Source organism: Hymenobacter sp. ISL-91 (assembly GCF_018613725.1).
Lineage (GTDB): Bacteria > Bacteroidota > Bacteroidia > Cytophagales > Hymenobacteraceae > Hymenobacter.
The window spans coordinates 1-13,249 of sequence record NZ_JAGGPS010000049.1 but is presented as its reverse complement, the minus strand read 5'-3'; the positions used below and the strand labels follow the sequence as shown (position 1 = coordinate 13,249).

The following is a 13,249-nucleotide window of genomic DNA, read 5'->3' as shown; positions in this document are numbered from 1 at the left end:
CCCACCAAATTGCCGTCGGCTGTTAAAAAAAAGTAGTTGCCTGGCTGGGTATGGCCACCCAACAACTGCGCCACTGGCTGCCCGATATCCGCCGGGCCTGGGGTATCAAGTTACACATAAGCACCTTACGGCGGCTGGCTCGTCGAGCAGGCTACCGCTGGAAACGCTGCCGCCGCAGCTTACGCCAACAACGCGACGCCGACTTGTTTGCCCAGACCCAGCAGCAGTTGCACCAGTTGCACCGAGCGGAGTCGCGCGGGGAACTGGCCGTGGTCTACGTGGATGAGTGCCGGTTCTCGCGCCAGGCCCCCGTGCCCTACGCCTGGCAGCGGCGCGGCCAGCCGCCGGTGTGCCTGCCAGCCGTGCGCGGACGGGGCGGGCACTCGGTGCTGGGCTTCTGGCAGGCGCATGTGCCAGGCCAGCCCGTGCAAGCCTATCTGCGCGAAGGCAGCCTGACAGCCGACTTGTTTGTGCTGGCTGTCCACGACTTCTGTCAAACGCTCAGCGGTCCTACGGTGCTGGTGCTTGACAACGCCTCCATTCACAAAGCCCACGTGGTGCAGGCCTGCCACAAACAGTGGGCAGCGGCAGGCCTGAGCCTGTTGTTTTTGCCCCCTTACAGTCCCGAACTCAACCACATCGAATTGCTCTGGCACCGCTGCAAGCACTACTGGATAAGACCACAAGATTATGCCACCGACCAAAGCCTGCTCCAACGACTTGAAGACGTCTTGACAAACGTCGGCAAACAATACACGATTACTTTTGCATGACTACTTAAGCCGGGCAAAAATAGTGCGGCAGATGAATGGTACATTTAGTTCATTCAACTGCCCTCTGCCCTTCTTCCCCGCTATGGAAACCCTGCTTGAAACCCCTCGCCTCGTTATCAGCTACGATGAGGCCAACGACTGGCTGCACCTGCTCTGGCGGGGCTCGCACAATACCAGCGACGAAAAAACCTGCATTATGGAGGTGCTGGAAAAAATCCGGCTCACGCAGGCCACCCGGGTTCTTAACGACTCCACGCTCGATGAGAATGGCTGGAGCGAGCTGACCCACTGGATTGCCAATGGTTTTATGCCGCAGGTGGCCGATGCCGGCGTGTTGGCGGCGGCCTGGGTAATGCCCGATAACCTGCAGGCCCGCATCGATGTGCATAAGGTGCTGGCCCAGGTAAGCCGTCCGCTCATTGATACTTTTTTGGATGCGGAGGCTGCGTACAAGTGGCTGAAAGCGGAGCCAGCCGCGCCGGCCCGGGTCTCCGAAGGGCCGAAAGACTAGTGTTGCTACGCCGCCGCTACATCGGCGGCAGCGGCGGGGGTAGCGGTCTGTCGGGCTTCGGCATCGAAAAGTAGCTCGTTGAGCCGGGCGCGCAGGTCGGAGCCCGTCAGGTTGCGGAACACCTCACTGGGCCTAAAGGTGTATTTTACAAAACAAGATTATTTCTTGCCGGTAAAACTGTACCGAATAATACAGATACCAGTCTCAGCTTTAGGAGCCAAATTAACCTTCCCGATCAATTTGTCATCTGTACCGATGGTGAACACCACTTGCCTTGCCGGTTCAGGATCTGTGCCAGATGAAAAACGGTTAAAGTAAAATTGACCGTCCTTAAGGTTTCCCTTTAAGTCAACCATCCCTGGTGTAGACAAAGTATATACATCCTGATCCTGAGAAATAGTCCAAGTTTGTTTCTCGGGTTTACCTGTTGGAAATTCCTGGATTCCTGCTGGTCCACTGCAGTAATTCTCAGTACTGGTAAGGGTGATGTGCCATGAACCGACTATACTGGAGGTCGGGTTTGATTGAGAAAAGCTGCCAATCACACAGAACAGTACGGTCAACAGAGAAAGAGTCGCTTTTTTTTTCATGGAAGTAAAGATGGTTTTTATCGATTTTTAAGGTTACGCCGCCGCTACATCGGCGGCAGCGGCTGGGGCAGCCGTTTGCCGGGCTTCGGCATCGAAGAGCAACTCGTTGAGTCGGGCGCGCAGGTCGGAGCCCGTCAGGTTGCGGAACACCTCGCCGCCGCGCACCAGCGAAATCTGGCCCGTTTCCTCGCTCACCACTAGCACCACGGCGTCGGTAACCTCCGTCAGGCCGATAGCGGCACGGTGGCGCAGGCCCATGGAGGCGGGTACATCGGGGTTTTCACTTACCGGCAATATGCAGCGGGCCGCCTTGATGCGGCCGTTGGCAATGATAACAGCTCCGTCGTGCAGGGGGCTGGTTTTGTTGAAAATGCTGAGCAGCAGCCGCTTGCTTACGGCCGCATCGAGCAGGTCGCCCGAATCGGCGAAAAACTTGAGGTCGGATGCCAGGCTGAAGGCAATCAGGGCCCCGGTTTCCTTGCCCGACAGGCTTTTGGCCGCCTCGATAAAGGGCGTTACGTTCATGCGGTCGGTGCCGGCTTCGCGACGCCACGGAAACACGCGCAGCCGGCTGCCAAACGAAGTGGCCTTGCCCACACTAAGCAGAAACCGCCGGATTTCCTGCTGAAACAGAATGATGCCGGCCAGCACACCCACGCTCATAAACTGCCCCAGAATGCTGGTCAGCAGCTCCATGCCGGCTGCCTTCACTACCAGATAAAACAGGTAGAGCGACATAAAGCCCAAGAACACCTTGAGCGCAACGCTGCCCCTGAGCAGCTTATATAGCTGATAAAACAGCGTCGTGACCAGCAGTACGTCCACGACGTCAATCCAGCCGATGCTCAGGAAGCCAACGGAGAAGGAGCCAATCACGGGGAAATCGGGGTAGGAGTGGGCAGAAAGGTATTCGACACAAGCTGAATAGTTTGTACGGCTTCGGCTACATCGTGGACGCGCAACAGCCGCGCTCCGCCGCGTAGCGCCAGGGTGTTGAGGGCAATAGTGCCGGCCAGCGCCGCCTCGGGCTGCAGGCCCAGCGGCTTGTACACCATGCTTTTGCGCGAGAGGCCCGCCAGTATGGGCAGCTGTAGCAGGTGCAGCTCGGGCAGCCGCCGCAACAGCTCGTGGCTTTGGGCCGGCGTTTTGGCAAACCCGAAACCGGGGTCGAGCACCACGTCGGTTACGCCGTGGGTACGCAGCGTGGCCAGCTTATCGCGAAAATACCGGATCAGCTCCAGCACCAGGTCGTCTTCGTAGTGGGTCTGCCGGGTCATGGTTTGGGGGGTGCCGCGCAGGTGCATCAGAATGTAGGGCACGCCCAGCCGGCCGGCGGTGGGCAGCATTTCGGCGTCGAGGGTGCCGCCACTGATGTCGTTGAGGATGTCGGCGCCGGCGGCTACGGCTTCAACGGCCACTTCGGCCCGAAACGTATCAACCGACAGAAATGCCTCGGGAAATGCGCGCCGCACAGCCTCCAGGGCCGGCAGCAGGCGGTACTTTTCTTCGTCTATAGAAATATCTTCGGCCCCGGGGCGCGAGGAGTAGCCGCCCAGGTCGAGCACGGCGGCTCCGGCCGTCAGCATAGCTTCGGCCCGGCGCAGCAGCTCGGTTTCGGAGGCCACGCGGCTGCCGGCATAGAACGAGTCGGGCGTCAGGTTAAGGATGCCCATCACCCGCGGGTGGCGCAAATCGAGCACCCGCCCACCGGGGCAGCGCAGGGTTTGGGCCGGCGAAAAGCATATATCTTGCATAGCTTTGGGGTTTTTAGGGAATTAGGGACTTGGAGAGGAACGTCATTCAGAGCGTAGCGAAGAATCTCGCTCGGGCTCGTTGAATGACAGCCGCTTAACAACCCCACGCAAGATTCTTCGCTGCGCTCTGAATGACGTTCTGCTAAAACTCTAAGTCCCCAGCAACAAAATAGCCGCAAAAACTTGGAGAATCAAACTCAGCTGCAATACGACCGGGTGATTGCGCAGTGCCGGACGCTGTTTCTGGCCAAAACCCACGACTACGGCACGGCCTGGCGCATCCTGCGCCTGCCCAGCATCACCGACCAGTTATACATCAAGGCCCAGCGCATCCGCAGCATTCAGGAGAAAGGCACCCAGCTGGTAGCCGACGGCGTGCAGGACGAGTTCGTGGCCATCGTCAACTACTGCGTAATTGCCCTGATGCAGCAACGGCTGCCGGCCGACGCGCCCCTCGACCTGGAGGCCGCCGCCGTAGCCCACGCCTACGACGAGCAGGTGCAGGAAAACCGGCTGCTGCTGTTTGCCAAAAACCACGATTACGGCGAAGCCTGGCGGCAGATGCGCATCGAAAGCATCACCGACATCATCCTGATGAAGCTGCACCGCACCAAGCAGATTGAGGACCTGGGTGGCCACACCAAAGTGTCGGAAGGGGTGGAGGCCAACTACCGCGACATGCTCAACTACGCCGTGTTTGTGCTCATTAAAATGGGCTTCGGAGATTGAACGACGTAGGGGCAGGGCTTGTCCCCGCCCGCCGCCCGAACGACACCCGCCCGACTCGTGCAACGGTTTCAACCAGCGGCTCTGTTCGAGGGCAGGCAACTGCAGGCCCCACCCCTACACAAACCCGAATCTAAGCCGCATCTTTGCGTACTTCCCTGACTCCAACATCCCACCATGAAACAACTTACCCGAATCTGCTGGCTGCTGCTGGGCGCGGTATTTATTTTCTCGGGCCTCATCAAGCTCAACGACCCGGTGGGTACGGCCCTGAAGCTGGAGGAGTATTTCGAGGTTTTCTCGCGCGACTTTGGCTCGTTTTTCAAGTTCTTCGTTCCGCATACCCGGCTGCTAAGCATCCTGCTCAGCTCCCTCGAAGTGGTACTGGGCGTGGCCGTGCTGCTGCGCTGGATGCTGCGCCAAACGCTGTGGGTGCTGCTGGGGCTGCTGGTGTTCTTCGGCTTCCTCACCTTTTACTCGGCTGCCTTCAATAAGGTAACCGACTGCGGCTGCTTCGGCGACTTTATCAAGCTCACGCCCTGGCAGTCGTTTGCCAAGGATATGGTGCTGCTGGGCCTGTGGGCCGTGGTGTTCCTGAACGAGCGGTACCTGCGCCGGGTGTTTGCCCGTGGCACGCTGGGCGTCATGTACATCACCATTGCCTCGGCCGTGGCCATTGGTATTGGGGTGCGGGCGCTGGGCCACTTGCCCTACTTCGATTTTCTGCCCTACAAGGTGGGTAACGACATTGGGCAGCTGATGAAGCCCCGCGAGCAGGCCCGCTACCAGTACGTGATGGAGCGCAACGGCGAAAGTAAAACCTTCACCGACTATCCCACCGATTCGACCTGGAAATACAAGAGCATGGAAGTGCTCAACCCCGAAGCCAGCCGCCCCATCATCACCGATTTTGCCATTTTCGACGCCGAAGGCACCGACCACACCCAAGAAGTGCTGACGGGCAACAAGCTGCTGTTGATTGTGCAGAACGTGAACGACGCCGACCGTGACCGGTTCAAGGAGTTTAACCTGCTGCTCGAAGCCGCCGCCAAGTCGCGTAGCCAGATCAAACCGCTGATTATCACCAGCAGCAGCCCCCAGCAGTTCGATACCTTCCGCCACGACGTAAACCTGTCGGGCACCTACTACTTCGCCGACGCCACCGTGCTCAAGTCCATGATTCGCTCCAATCCGGGCCTGATTCTGCTGCAAAACGGCGTAGTAATCAGCAAGTACCACTACCACGATATTCCCGAAGCCAGCAAGCTGGAAGAAGCCCTCTGATTTAGTTGTCAGTTGCCAGTGATTAGTTGTCAGTTATTCGTTCTCCTGACAACTGACAACGAATAACTGACAACTAATCACTGGCAACTGACAACTAAAAAGCAATGATTCGTTTTATTCTGAGCAGGTTGTGGCAGGGGGTACTGGTGCTGGCGGGCGTGGCCTGCACGGTGTTTTTCCTGTTTCAGGTGCTGCCCGGCGACCCAGTGGCGCTGCTGGCCGGCCAACGCTCCGACGCCGCCACCCGCGCCGCCATTGCCGCCGACCTGGGCCTCGACCAGCCCCTGCCCGGCCAGCTGCTGGGCTACCTCAACGATGTGTCGCCGCTGGGCCTGCACCCGCGCGACTCGGCCGGCGTAGCCCGCTACGGGGGCCTCACGCTGCTGCCGCTGGGCTCCGAGCGGGCCCTGGTACTGAAAGCACCGTACCTGCGCCGGTCTTTCCAGAGTAATAAGGAGGTGCTCAGCATTTTGCTCGACCATTTTACCGGTACGCTCTGGCTGGCGCTGGCGGCCATGCTGCTGGCCACGGTGGTAGGCATTGCGCTGGGCATGGTAGCTGCGCTGCGGGCCCACACCTGGCTCGACCGCACCTTGGTTTCGACTTCCATTCTGGGCATATCGGTGCCCTCGTTCGTGGCGGGTATTCTGGTGGCCATCACGTTTGGCTACTACTGGAGCGAGTACACCGGCCTCAACCTCACGGGCCAGCTCTACGAAACCGACCCCTTCACGGGCCGCCATCTGGTGCTTAAAAACCTGTTGCTGCCGACCCTGGCGCTGGGCGTGCGGCCGCTGGCCATCATCGTGCAGCTCACCCGTTCCTCTATGCTCGATGTGCTCGGCCAGGATTACATTCGCACCGCCCGGGCCAAGGGCCTGTCGGAGTACCGGGTGGTGATGGGCCACGCGCTTAAAAACGCGCTGAACCCGGTGGTAACGGCCGTATCGGGCTGGCTGGCTTCGCTTATGGCGGGCGCCTTCTTCATCGAGTACATCTTCAACTGGAAAGGCCTGGGTACCGTCACGCTGCGGGCCGTCGAAAACCTCGATTTCCCGGTGGTAATGGGCGCCACCGTGTTTATTGCCGCGCTGTTCGTGCTGGTCAATATCATGGTCGATATTTTCTACGCGCTGCTCGACCCGCGCGTGAAGCTGGGATAGGGCTGGTGGCGTAGAGTGTAGCGCGAAGCTCCAGCTTCACGCATCCTTGCCCGATTATACACGGCGCGGCCGTCAGCAACGATGCGCGAAGCTGGAGCTTCGCGCTATACTCTACGCACATTCAACTATACCTATGCGCTTATACCTGATTGGCATGCCCGGGGCGGGCAAAACCACGTTAGGCCGGAGCCTGGCCCAGAGCTACGGAGTGCCGTTTGTTGATTTGGATGCGGAAATCGTGGAGCGGGAGCAGTGCAGCATTTCGGAGCTGTTTGTCGGGCAAGGCGAGGAGTATTTCCGCCAGTGCGAGGCCGATGCGTTGCGCGCCGTGCTGGCCCGCTACCCGGCCCTGGTGCTGGCTACCGGCGGCGGCACTCCCTGCTTCCACCAAAACCTGGAGTTGCTGCTCGAAACCGGCCTGACGCTTTACTTGGCCGTACCAGTACCCGAACTCGTCCGCCGCCTGCAGCAGGCGGCCTCGGCTCGTCCGCTGCTGGCTACCGCCCCCGATGCGGCCGCGCTTGAAGTACGCCTGCGTGAAACCTTAGCTGCCCGGCAGCGGTTTTACGAGCGCGCTCCGTTGCGCTGCACCGCGCCCACCTGCTCGCCCGAAGTCGTTCGGCGGCTGGTAGCCCGCTATTCTACTACTGCCTGAGTATGCGAAACCCGTCTTTGCGTGGGGTTTGTGTATTTTTGCGCTTCACTATTGCTTACTGGTATGAATACTGTCCCCGAAACCGCGGAAATTAACGCCCCGCTGGTAACGCCGGTCAAAACGCCCGACGCCATCAAGCCCAAGCACAAGGGCTCCGCCCGCCTGTTTAAAAACCCGGTGCTGGAGCGCATGACGCACACGCACATTGCGGGGCCGCTCACCATCTTTTTCTCCGTAGCGGCCGTGAGCCTGTATTACAGCCTGAGCCGCGGCCTGCTGACGGGGCTGTCGGCGTTTGGGCTGTTTCTGGCCGGCTGGCTGCTCTTTACGCTGGCTGAGTACCTGATGCACCGCTATGTATACCACATCGACACCAGCACTCCGGCCCGCGCCAAGTTTCAGTACACCATGCACGGGGTGCACCACGAGTTTCCCAAGGACAAGACCCGCCTGGCTATGCCGCCTATCCTGACGGTGTTCGTGGCGTCGTTGCTGTTCTTTATTTTCCGGTTTACGCTGGGCAACGCCGGTTTCGGCGTACTGGCCGGCTTCGTGTTTGGCTATGCACTTTACCTGTTCGTGCATTACGCGCTACACGTATATGCCCCACCGAAAAATTTCCTCAAGTTCTGGTGGCATCACCACGCCATGCATCACTACAAGCAGGACGAAATTGCTTTTGGCGTCAGCACCACCCTCTGGGACCACATTGTAGGCACCATGCCCGATAAGAAGAGTAAATAAGCTATTCTGATTGGTTTTGCCGCCAAAACAGAAAGGCCGCTCCGCAAGGAGTGGCCTTTCTGTTTTAAGTATCCGAACAACTAATTACCTACGCATCTTGCGCACGATAAACCAGAGCAGCAACACCAACAGAAACATGCCGATCAGGGCTGTCCAGGCTCCGGCCTTAAAGATGGTGCCAATGGCGTCGCAGCTGCTCAGCGAGAAAGTAAGCAGCACCAGTAGGGCCGCCGAGAGGGGAAAGCGGAAGGTATTCATGGCAGGGGGGAGGAGAGAGTAAATGGGGCGTTTCCGAGTATTCGGTTCTGGGTGGCTGTACTGTGGTGGCTGGCAAAAGGTTGGTTCAGCACCGCCCGAAAGTCACAGTGAGGGTGCTGCCTTCATGTGGCAGATCGTTGTGTGCGGCAATGAACAGCAACTGCCCGCTGGCACCATCTCAGCCGCTTCGTAGGCAATGCTACGGAACAACAGTTGTGAACAGATAAACCGCGAATATGACCAGCAGTACGACGCCGTGCAGCACGTTTGTGCGGCCGGTGGAAAGCGAAAGTATAATAGTGATAAGCGATAGGCTCAGTAACACAATAGATTTTAAGTCAATACCAAGCGTAATCGTGAGGCCGGTGACGAAGGACATAATAGAGACGGCCGGGATAGTTAGCCCGATGCTGGCAAGGGCCGAGCCCAGGGCCAAGTTGAGACTGGTTTGCAAGCGGTTGTTGCGGGCCGCCCGCCAAGCAGCCAGCGCTTCGGGCAACAGCACTACCGCGGCAATAATCACGCCCACCAACGACTTCGGAGCTCCCACACTAGCTACGCCGGCCTCAATAGCCGGCGACAGTGCTTTTGCCAGCAGGACAACGATGCCCAGGCAGGCGAGCAACAAAAAGACGCTCAAGCCGGCTACTTTCGCCGAGGGGGGAGCCATGTGGGTGTCTTTATCGACGGAAGCCGTCGGGGGCAAAAAGAAGTCCCGATGCCGGACTGTCTGCAACGAGAATGAACGTGCCGTAGAGCACCAGAGAAACCGTCGATATAAAGCCCAACTGCAGATAATTATACACCGGTCCCGCGATGCTGGTGGTATAATTAGGCAGGATTAAGGTCAACACTAAAATGGCCGTCAGCGTAGTCAGCGCTGCCGTTACTCCCTGCTGTCCAAACATCTGTTCTCTATGGTGAACCCCGCCCGCTAATAAGCACAGGCCCACGATGCCGGTCAGGATAATCATGACGGCGGCAAATACTGTATCGCGGGCCAGTGCCGTAGTATCGGGGCCACCAGCCAGCATCAGCGACACGATAAGCGAAACCTCAATAATGGTCACGGCTAGGGCTAGCACCAAGGTGCCGAAAGGCTCTCCTACCCGGTGCGCCACAACCTCGGCATGATATACGGCCGCTAGTACGCTGGCCATCAGTACTATCGCCACTGCAAGCAGATACGCACCGTCCCAGCCAAGTAACAACCCCACGTAGGATAACCAGGCTACAACCGGTACTAGCACGGTCCAGAGTGGCAGAGGGAAAGTAAACTTCATTCGAATGGGGGTAAAAGTTACTGTATGCCGCCAACCCCGCCTGCCCAACCGCTCAGTTGCCTCGTCCGGCTGATCCTCCACTTACGTACAGCGGATAAGGCTGTTGCCTGTCTCATGTTCCTGGCTACAGTAAAGTCAAGTACTCCTCAGAGGCGTCATTAGGACCAGCATCGGATTAGCTGTGCGCGGCGGGGCCGATATGCGCGAAAATAAAACGACCTTGTTTTACAGGTCTGTGATATAGCAGTTTCGTGAACGGTTCGGTTGTTTTTCAGCCCGTGGTGGCGTGATAGCCACAGTGGTCAAACCAGCCGAGCGCATCGGCGCTGCTAATCCAGTTAATGGCTTCTTGCAGCGCCTCGGTTAACGCCTCGCGGCTGCGGGCCTGGGCTGCCCGCAGCTTGGTTTTGAGCTTGCTCCAGGCCTGCTCCACCGGATTAAAGTCGGGCGAGTAAGGCGGCAGAAATAGTAGCTCCACGCCCCGCTCGGCCAACCACTGTTTTACGCCATCGAGTTTATGGGCCGACGCGTTATCGAGCACCAGCACATCGCCCCGCCGCAACGTGGGAGCCAGACACTCGGTCACATACCAGGCAAAGCGGTGCTGATTCAACGCGCCCTCCAGCACCTGCACGGCCCCTAAGCCCCTGACCGACAAGGCCCCGATCAGCGTCAGTGACTTCCCCCGGTTCAGCGGGACGGCCCCGCCTACCCGCTGCCCGCCGCTGGCCCGGGCGTAACGGCGGGTGTAGTCTAGGCGCAGAGCCGTCTCGTCGAGAAAGTGAAAGCGGGCCACATCAGGCCGGGTGCAGACCCGGGCAACGTGCGCGGCGCGGGCCGTGCGCACGCGGGGCGTATCACGCTCTGTGGCGTGCAAACTTTTTTTTACGGCGTAGCCCGTGCTCGTTGAGTACGTCCCAAATGCAGGTCTGGCAAACGGAACGGCCCGCATGCTGTTGCCAGGCATGCCCCACTTCGGCCAGCGTGGCGTCGGCGTGCGCGCCCACGTAGGCCACGAGCCAAGCCTGGTCGTCGGCCGAGAGCAAGCGCTCCGGACCGCCACTGGCCGGTTTGGGCGCCAGCGAGCCGGTTTCCCGTTCGCGCCGTAACAGGTCGCCCACGAACGAGCGGCTTACGCCGAAGCGTTTGGCCACATGAATTTGGCGCGCGTTGGGCTCGCGACAAGCGGCCGCCACGCGGGTACGTAAATCAGGTGAGTAAGCATGCATACAAACCCTTACGAGACGTAAAACAAAAGAACCGAACTGTTCACGAAACCGCTATAAAATCGAGACTGTTTCGAAATTATGCTACTAAACGTACTCGACTTAATTGGAACCTTTGCATTTGCCATCAGCGGCATCCGGTTGGCTTCGGGCAAGCAGGTGGATTGGTTTGGCGCTTATATAATTGGCTTGGTAACGGCAATTGGCGGCGGCACTCTCCGGGATTTGCTGCTTGATGTTACGCCGTTCTGGATGCTGGATAGTAAATACTTTCTTACCACGGGGGGCGCTCTGCTCGCAACACTACTGCTTAAAAACAGAATCTTTAAATTAGGAAGTGCCCTGTTCCTGTTTGATGCGGTCGGACTAGGATTATTCACGATAGTGGGAATCAGCAAAAGCCTTGCCGCGCACCTGCCTTTTTGGATTTGCATCGTTATGGGCGCTATTACCGGTTCCGTTGGGGGGCTTATTAGAGATGTGCTGTTGAATGAAGTACCACTTCTACTACGGAGAGATATTTACGCGTTAGCCTGTATAATTGGCGGAGCGGTTTATTTTATGTGCTTGTATTTAAATATTATCACGGGTGCAGCCGAATTAATTGCTGCCTCAGTGGTCATAATTATCAGGGTGGTAGCAGTGAATTTTCACATCAATTTGCCTATACTAAACTCGCCTGGGACTAAATACGTAGACAAAGGTGATAAACCATAGCTACCGCCAACCCATATCAAAAAAATAAGCAAGCCGAATAAATTGTTAATAAATGCAATTCTCTGTCTGACATTTTCCTCACTTCCAAAACGCCGTCATCGTCGCTAGTATCTAACAACTCTTCCAGCACTTATTTCCGCCTGATATCCATGATGCCCCACTTGCTTCCCTACCCCTCCCTGCCAGCTGAAAGCATCGGCATTCACCCGCCTGAACGCCTTCCGGCTAGTTTGCGCATTGGTACCGTTGCCCTGCAAGTGAACGACTTGCCAGCTTCGCTGGCCTTTTACGAAAGTGTACTGGGCTTCCGCCGCCTACGCCTACGGCCACGTACTGAAGCCCACATGGCCAGCGCCGAGCTGGGCGCAGCGGGCCGCGACGATGTGTTGCTGGTATTGGAGGAGCAGCCCGGGGTGCGGCCTGTACCGCGTCGCGGCCTCCTGGGCCTTTACCACCTAGCCGTGCTGCTGCCCACCCGAGCTGATCTAGGCCGTTTCATGCGGCATGTGAATAGTCTGGGCGTACAAGTGGGCTCGTCAGATCACGCCTACAGCGAAGCTACTTATCTGGTCGACCCCGACGGCATCACGGTGGAAGTATACCGCGACCGGCCCCGCAACGAATGGCAGGTGAGCGCACAGGGCGAAATTCAAAGCGCGCTGGACCCGCTCGATACACCTGCCGTGCTCCGCGCTGCCGGAGATGCGCCTTGGCAGGGGCTGCCGGCCGGGACTACCCTCGGCCATCTACATTTCTACACCGGTGACCTGGCCCAGGCCGAGGCCTTCTATCATGCGGCCCTGGGCTTTGATAAAGTCACCTGGAGCCTGCCAGGGGCGCTGTTTGTGTCGGCCGGTGGCTATCATCACCATCTGGGACTCAACGTCTGGGCTGCTGGGTCGTCCGTAGCCACCGACCAGGACGCACGCCTGCTACATTGGGACTTGATACTGCCCGATGCCGCGAGCGTGGCGGCGGCAACGGTGCGTCTGCAAAAGGCCGGCTATTCGGTGGAGCACACCCCGGCTGGGCCTGAGGCCACCGACCCCTGGGGTATCAGGGTGAGGCTACTCCCGGAAACTTCCGCAGCTTCATAAGGCAGCTTCAGTTGCTGGGCTGAAAGAACATCCTTGCTAGGACAACTCGGCCAACAGGGCGACCTTATCTACTTTCTGGAATGAGGCTTTGTCGAGAAGCCGGTGGAAGGCCCCCAGAATATTGCGCTCCCAGTCGCTCAGCCGGCCGTTGATGACCACAAAGTCGTCATGGCCGCGTACGCCCGCCGGTATTCCCCAAGGTTTCCTGTCCGTGCCAGCGCGCTATGCGCCGCAACAGACAGTAACCCTGCTAATCGGCCTCGGCCAGCTGAGGATACAGAAGGACGCTTGTCTTTCGCTTAAATAGCTGCTGCCTTATGGTCCCCGGATAGTAGTAGGTGTTTCTCTGACTTTCGCTATGGTCCCTGCCCTAGGAGCTGTTCTCAATTAAGGTAAAGCGTCATAACTCGCAGACAGATAAAGGAGTCAAACGTGCGGTCTAGCTTATCGTAGCGTGTGGCTAAGCGT

The 13,249-nt window shown here is 58.4% G+C and carries 17 protein-coding genes; 9 read left to right on the top strand and 8 right to left on the bottom strand.

All coding sequences use genetic code 11. The features are described 5' to 3' along the window. The first annotated feature begins 50 nt into the window (after positions 1–50). Both J7E24_RS17230 and J7E24_RS17225 read left to right on the top strand, forming a co-directional pair. Entirely contained in the window at positions 51–773 is a 723-nt protein-coding gene (locus J7E24_RS17230) for an IS630 family transposase (protein WP_215139357.1), read from the top strand. Positions 774–855: 82 nt separating this feature from the next. Next, positions 856–1,284, top strand: a complete 429-nt coding sequence (locus J7E24_RS17225) for a hypothetical protein (protein WP_215139356.1) — start codon at positions 856–858, stop codon at positions 1,282–1,284. Between the two features lie 158 nt (positions 1,285–1,442). Here J7E24_RS17225 and J7E24_RS17220 read toward each other — a convergent pair whose 3' ends face one another. From J7E24_RS17220 to folP, 3 genes are read right to left on the bottom strand one after another with little or no spacing between them, the layout of a single operon-like run. Further along, positions 1,443–1,874 carry a hypothetical protein gene (locus tag J7E24_RS17220; RefSeq protein ID WP_215139355.1) on the bottom strand — a complete coding sequence of 144 codons (432 nt, stop codon included), beginning with the start codon at positions 1,872–1,874 and terminating at the stop codon, positions 1,443–1,445. 33 nt (positions 1,875–1,907) lie between these two features. After that, the gene (cdaA, locus tag J7E24_RS17215) at positions 1,908–2,750 is read right to left on the bottom strand and encodes a diadenylate cyclase CdaA (RefSeq protein WP_215139354.1); all 843 of its coding nucleotides are present in this window, start codon (positions 2,748–2,750) and stop codon (positions 1,908–1,910) included. Continuing rightward, a complete protein-coding gene (gene folP / locus J7E24_RS17210; RefSeq protein ID WP_215139353.1) occupies positions 2,747–3,628 on the bottom strand; it encodes a dihydropteroate synthase in 882 nt (293 codons plus the stop codon). Before folP ends, cdaA begins: the two co-directional genes overlap by 4 nt. 183 nt (positions 3,629–3,811) lie before the next feature. Between folP and J7E24_RS17205 the strand changes: the two genes are divergently transcribed. The 5 genes from J7E24_RS17205 (at position 3,812) to J7E24_RS17185 (ending at position 8,200) form a co-directional block, all read left to right on the top strand. Continuing rightward, positions 3,812–4,357, top strand: coding sequence for a DUF1599 domain-containing protein (locus J7E24_RS17205; RefSeq protein WP_215139352.1), 546 nt, complete (start codon positions 3,812–3,814; stop codon positions 4,355–4,357). Positions 4,358–4,531: 174 nt separating this feature from the next. Then, a complete protein-coding gene (locus J7E24_RS17200; protein WP_215139351.1) occupies positions 4,532–5,638 on the top strand; it encodes a BT_3928 family protein in 1,107 nt (368 codons plus the stop codon). A 104-nt stretch (positions 5,639–5,742) separates the two neighbouring features. Continuing rightward, positions 5,743–6,801 (top strand): ABC transporter permease, encoded by a 1,059-nt coding sequence (locus J7E24_RS17195; RefSeq protein WP_215139350.1) that lies wholly within the window; start codon positions 5,743–5,745, stop codon positions 6,799–6,801. Between the two features lie 133 nt (positions 6,802–6,934). Beyond that, positions 6,935–7,456 carry a shikimate kinase gene (locus J7E24_RS17190; protein ID WP_215139349.1) on the top strand — a complete coding sequence of 174 codons (522 nt, stop codon included), beginning with the start codon at positions 6,935–6,937 and terminating at the stop codon, positions 7,454–7,456. 63 nt (positions 7,457–7,519) lie between these two features. After that, positions 7,520–8,200 (top strand): sterol desaturase family protein, encoded by a 681-nt coding sequence (locus J7E24_RS17185; protein WP_215139348.1) that lies wholly within the window; start codon positions 7,520–7,522, stop codon positions 8,198–8,200. A gap of 84 nt (positions 8,201–8,284) precedes the next feature. On the opposite strand, the gene J7E24_RS17180 is transcribed toward J7E24_RS17185, so the two are convergent. The 5 genes from J7E24_RS17180 to J7E24_RS17165 form a co-directional block, all read right to left on the bottom strand. After that, complete coding sequence (locus J7E24_RS17180; protein ID WP_215139347.1) at positions 8,285–8,458, bottom strand: hypothetical protein; 174 nt, start codon at positions 8,456–8,458, stop codon at positions 8,285–8,287. Positions 8,459–8,657: 199 nt separating this feature from the next. Beyond that, positions 8,658–9,128, bottom strand: coding sequence for a hypothetical protein (locus J7E24_RS17720; protein ID WP_251047259.1), 471 nt, complete (start codon positions 9,126–9,128; stop codon positions 8,658–8,660). 10 nt (positions 9,129–9,138) lie between these two features. Then, positions 9,139–9,741, bottom strand: a complete 603-nt coding sequence (locus J7E24_RS17715) for a calcium:proton antiporter (RefSeq protein ID WP_251047258.1) — start codon at positions 9,739–9,741, stop codon at positions 9,139–9,141. Positions 9,742–10,012: 271 nt separating this feature from the next. Next, complete coding sequence (locus J7E24_RS17170; RefSeq protein WP_215139346.1) at positions 10,013–10,618, bottom strand: IS630 family transposase; 606 nt, start codon at positions 10,616–10,618, stop codon at positions 10,013–10,015. After that, the gene (locus tag J7E24_RS17165; protein WP_215139345.1) at positions 10,599–10,970 is read right to left on the bottom strand and encodes a hypothetical protein; all 372 of its coding nucleotides are present in this window, start codon (positions 10,968–10,970) and stop codon (positions 10,599–10,601) included. Before J7E24_RS17165 ends, J7E24_RS17170 begins: the two co-directional genes overlap by 20 nt. 78 nt (positions 10,971–11,048) lie before the next feature. On the opposite strand from J7E24_RS17165, the gene J7E24_RS17160 reads away from it, so the two are divergent. Beyond that, positions 11,049–11,684 carry a trimeric intracellular cation channel family protein gene (locus tag J7E24_RS17160; RefSeq protein WP_215139344.1) on the top strand — a complete coding sequence of 212 codons (636 nt, stop codon included), beginning with the start codon at positions 11,049–11,051 and terminating at the stop codon, positions 11,682–11,684. A 152-nt stretch (positions 11,685–11,836) separates the two neighbouring features. After that, positions 11,837–12,781, top strand: coding sequence for a VOC family protein (locus tag J7E24_RS17155; RefSeq protein WP_215139343.1), 945 nt, complete (start codon positions 11,837–11,839; stop codon positions 12,779–12,781). Positions 12,782–13,249 lie beyond the last annotated feature (468 nt).

Coding starts and splice junctions, on each gene's coding strand:
- J7E24_RS17230 (WP_215139357.1), top strand. CDS start 51: ATGGCCACCCAACAACTGCGCCACTGGCTGCCCGATATCCGCCGGGCC.
- folP (WP_215139353.1), bottom strand. CDS start 3,628: ATGCAAGATATATGCTTTTCGCCGGCCCAAACCCTGCGCTGCCCCGGT.
- J7E24_RS17190 (WP_215139349.1), top strand. CDS start 6,935: ATGCGCTTATACCTGATTGGCATGCCCGGGGCGGGCAAAACCACGTTA.
- J7E24_RS17220 (WP_215139355.1), bottom strand. CDS start 1,874: ATGAAAAAAAAAGCGACTCTTTCTCTGTTGACCGTACTGTTCTGTGTG.
- J7E24_RS17225 (WP_215139356.1), top strand. CDS start 856: ATGGAAACCCTGCTTGAAACCCCTCGCCTCGTTATCAGCTACGATGAG.
- J7E24_RS17180 (WP_215139347.1), bottom strand. CDS start 8,458: ATGAATACCTTCCGCTTTCCCCTCTCGGCGGCCCTACTGGTGCTGCTT.
- J7E24_RS17185 (WP_215139348.1), top strand. CDS start 7,520: ATGAATACTGTCCCCGAAACCGCGGAAATTAACGCCCCGCTGGTAACG.
- J7E24_RS17195 (WP_215139350.1), top strand. CDS start 5,743: ATGATTCGTTTTATTCTGAGCAGGTTGTGGCAGGGGGTACTGGTGCTG.
- J7E24_RS17200 (WP_215139351.1), top strand. CDS start 4,532: ATGAAACAACTTACCCGAATCTGCTGGCTGCTGCTGGGCGCGGTATTT.
- J7E24_RS17720 (WP_251047259.1), bottom strand. CDS start 9,128: ATGGCTCCCCCCTCGGCGAAAGTAGCCGGCTTGAGCGTCTTTTTGTTG.
- J7E24_RS17165 (WP_215139345.1), bottom strand. CDS start 10,970: ATGCATGCTTACTCACCTGATTTACGTACCCGCGTGGCGGCCGCTTGT.
- J7E24_RS17160 (WP_215139344.1), top strand. CDS start 11,049: ATGCTACTAAACGTACTCGACTTAATTGGAACCTTTGCATTTGCCATC.
- J7E24_RS17715 (WP_251047258.1), bottom strand. CDS start 9,741: ATGAAGTTTACTTTCCCTCTGCCACTCTGGACCGTGCTAGTACCGGTT.
- J7E24_RS17155 (WP_215139343.1), top strand. CDS start 11,837: ATGCCCCACTTGCTTCCCTACCCCTCCCTGCCAGCTGAAAGCATCGGC.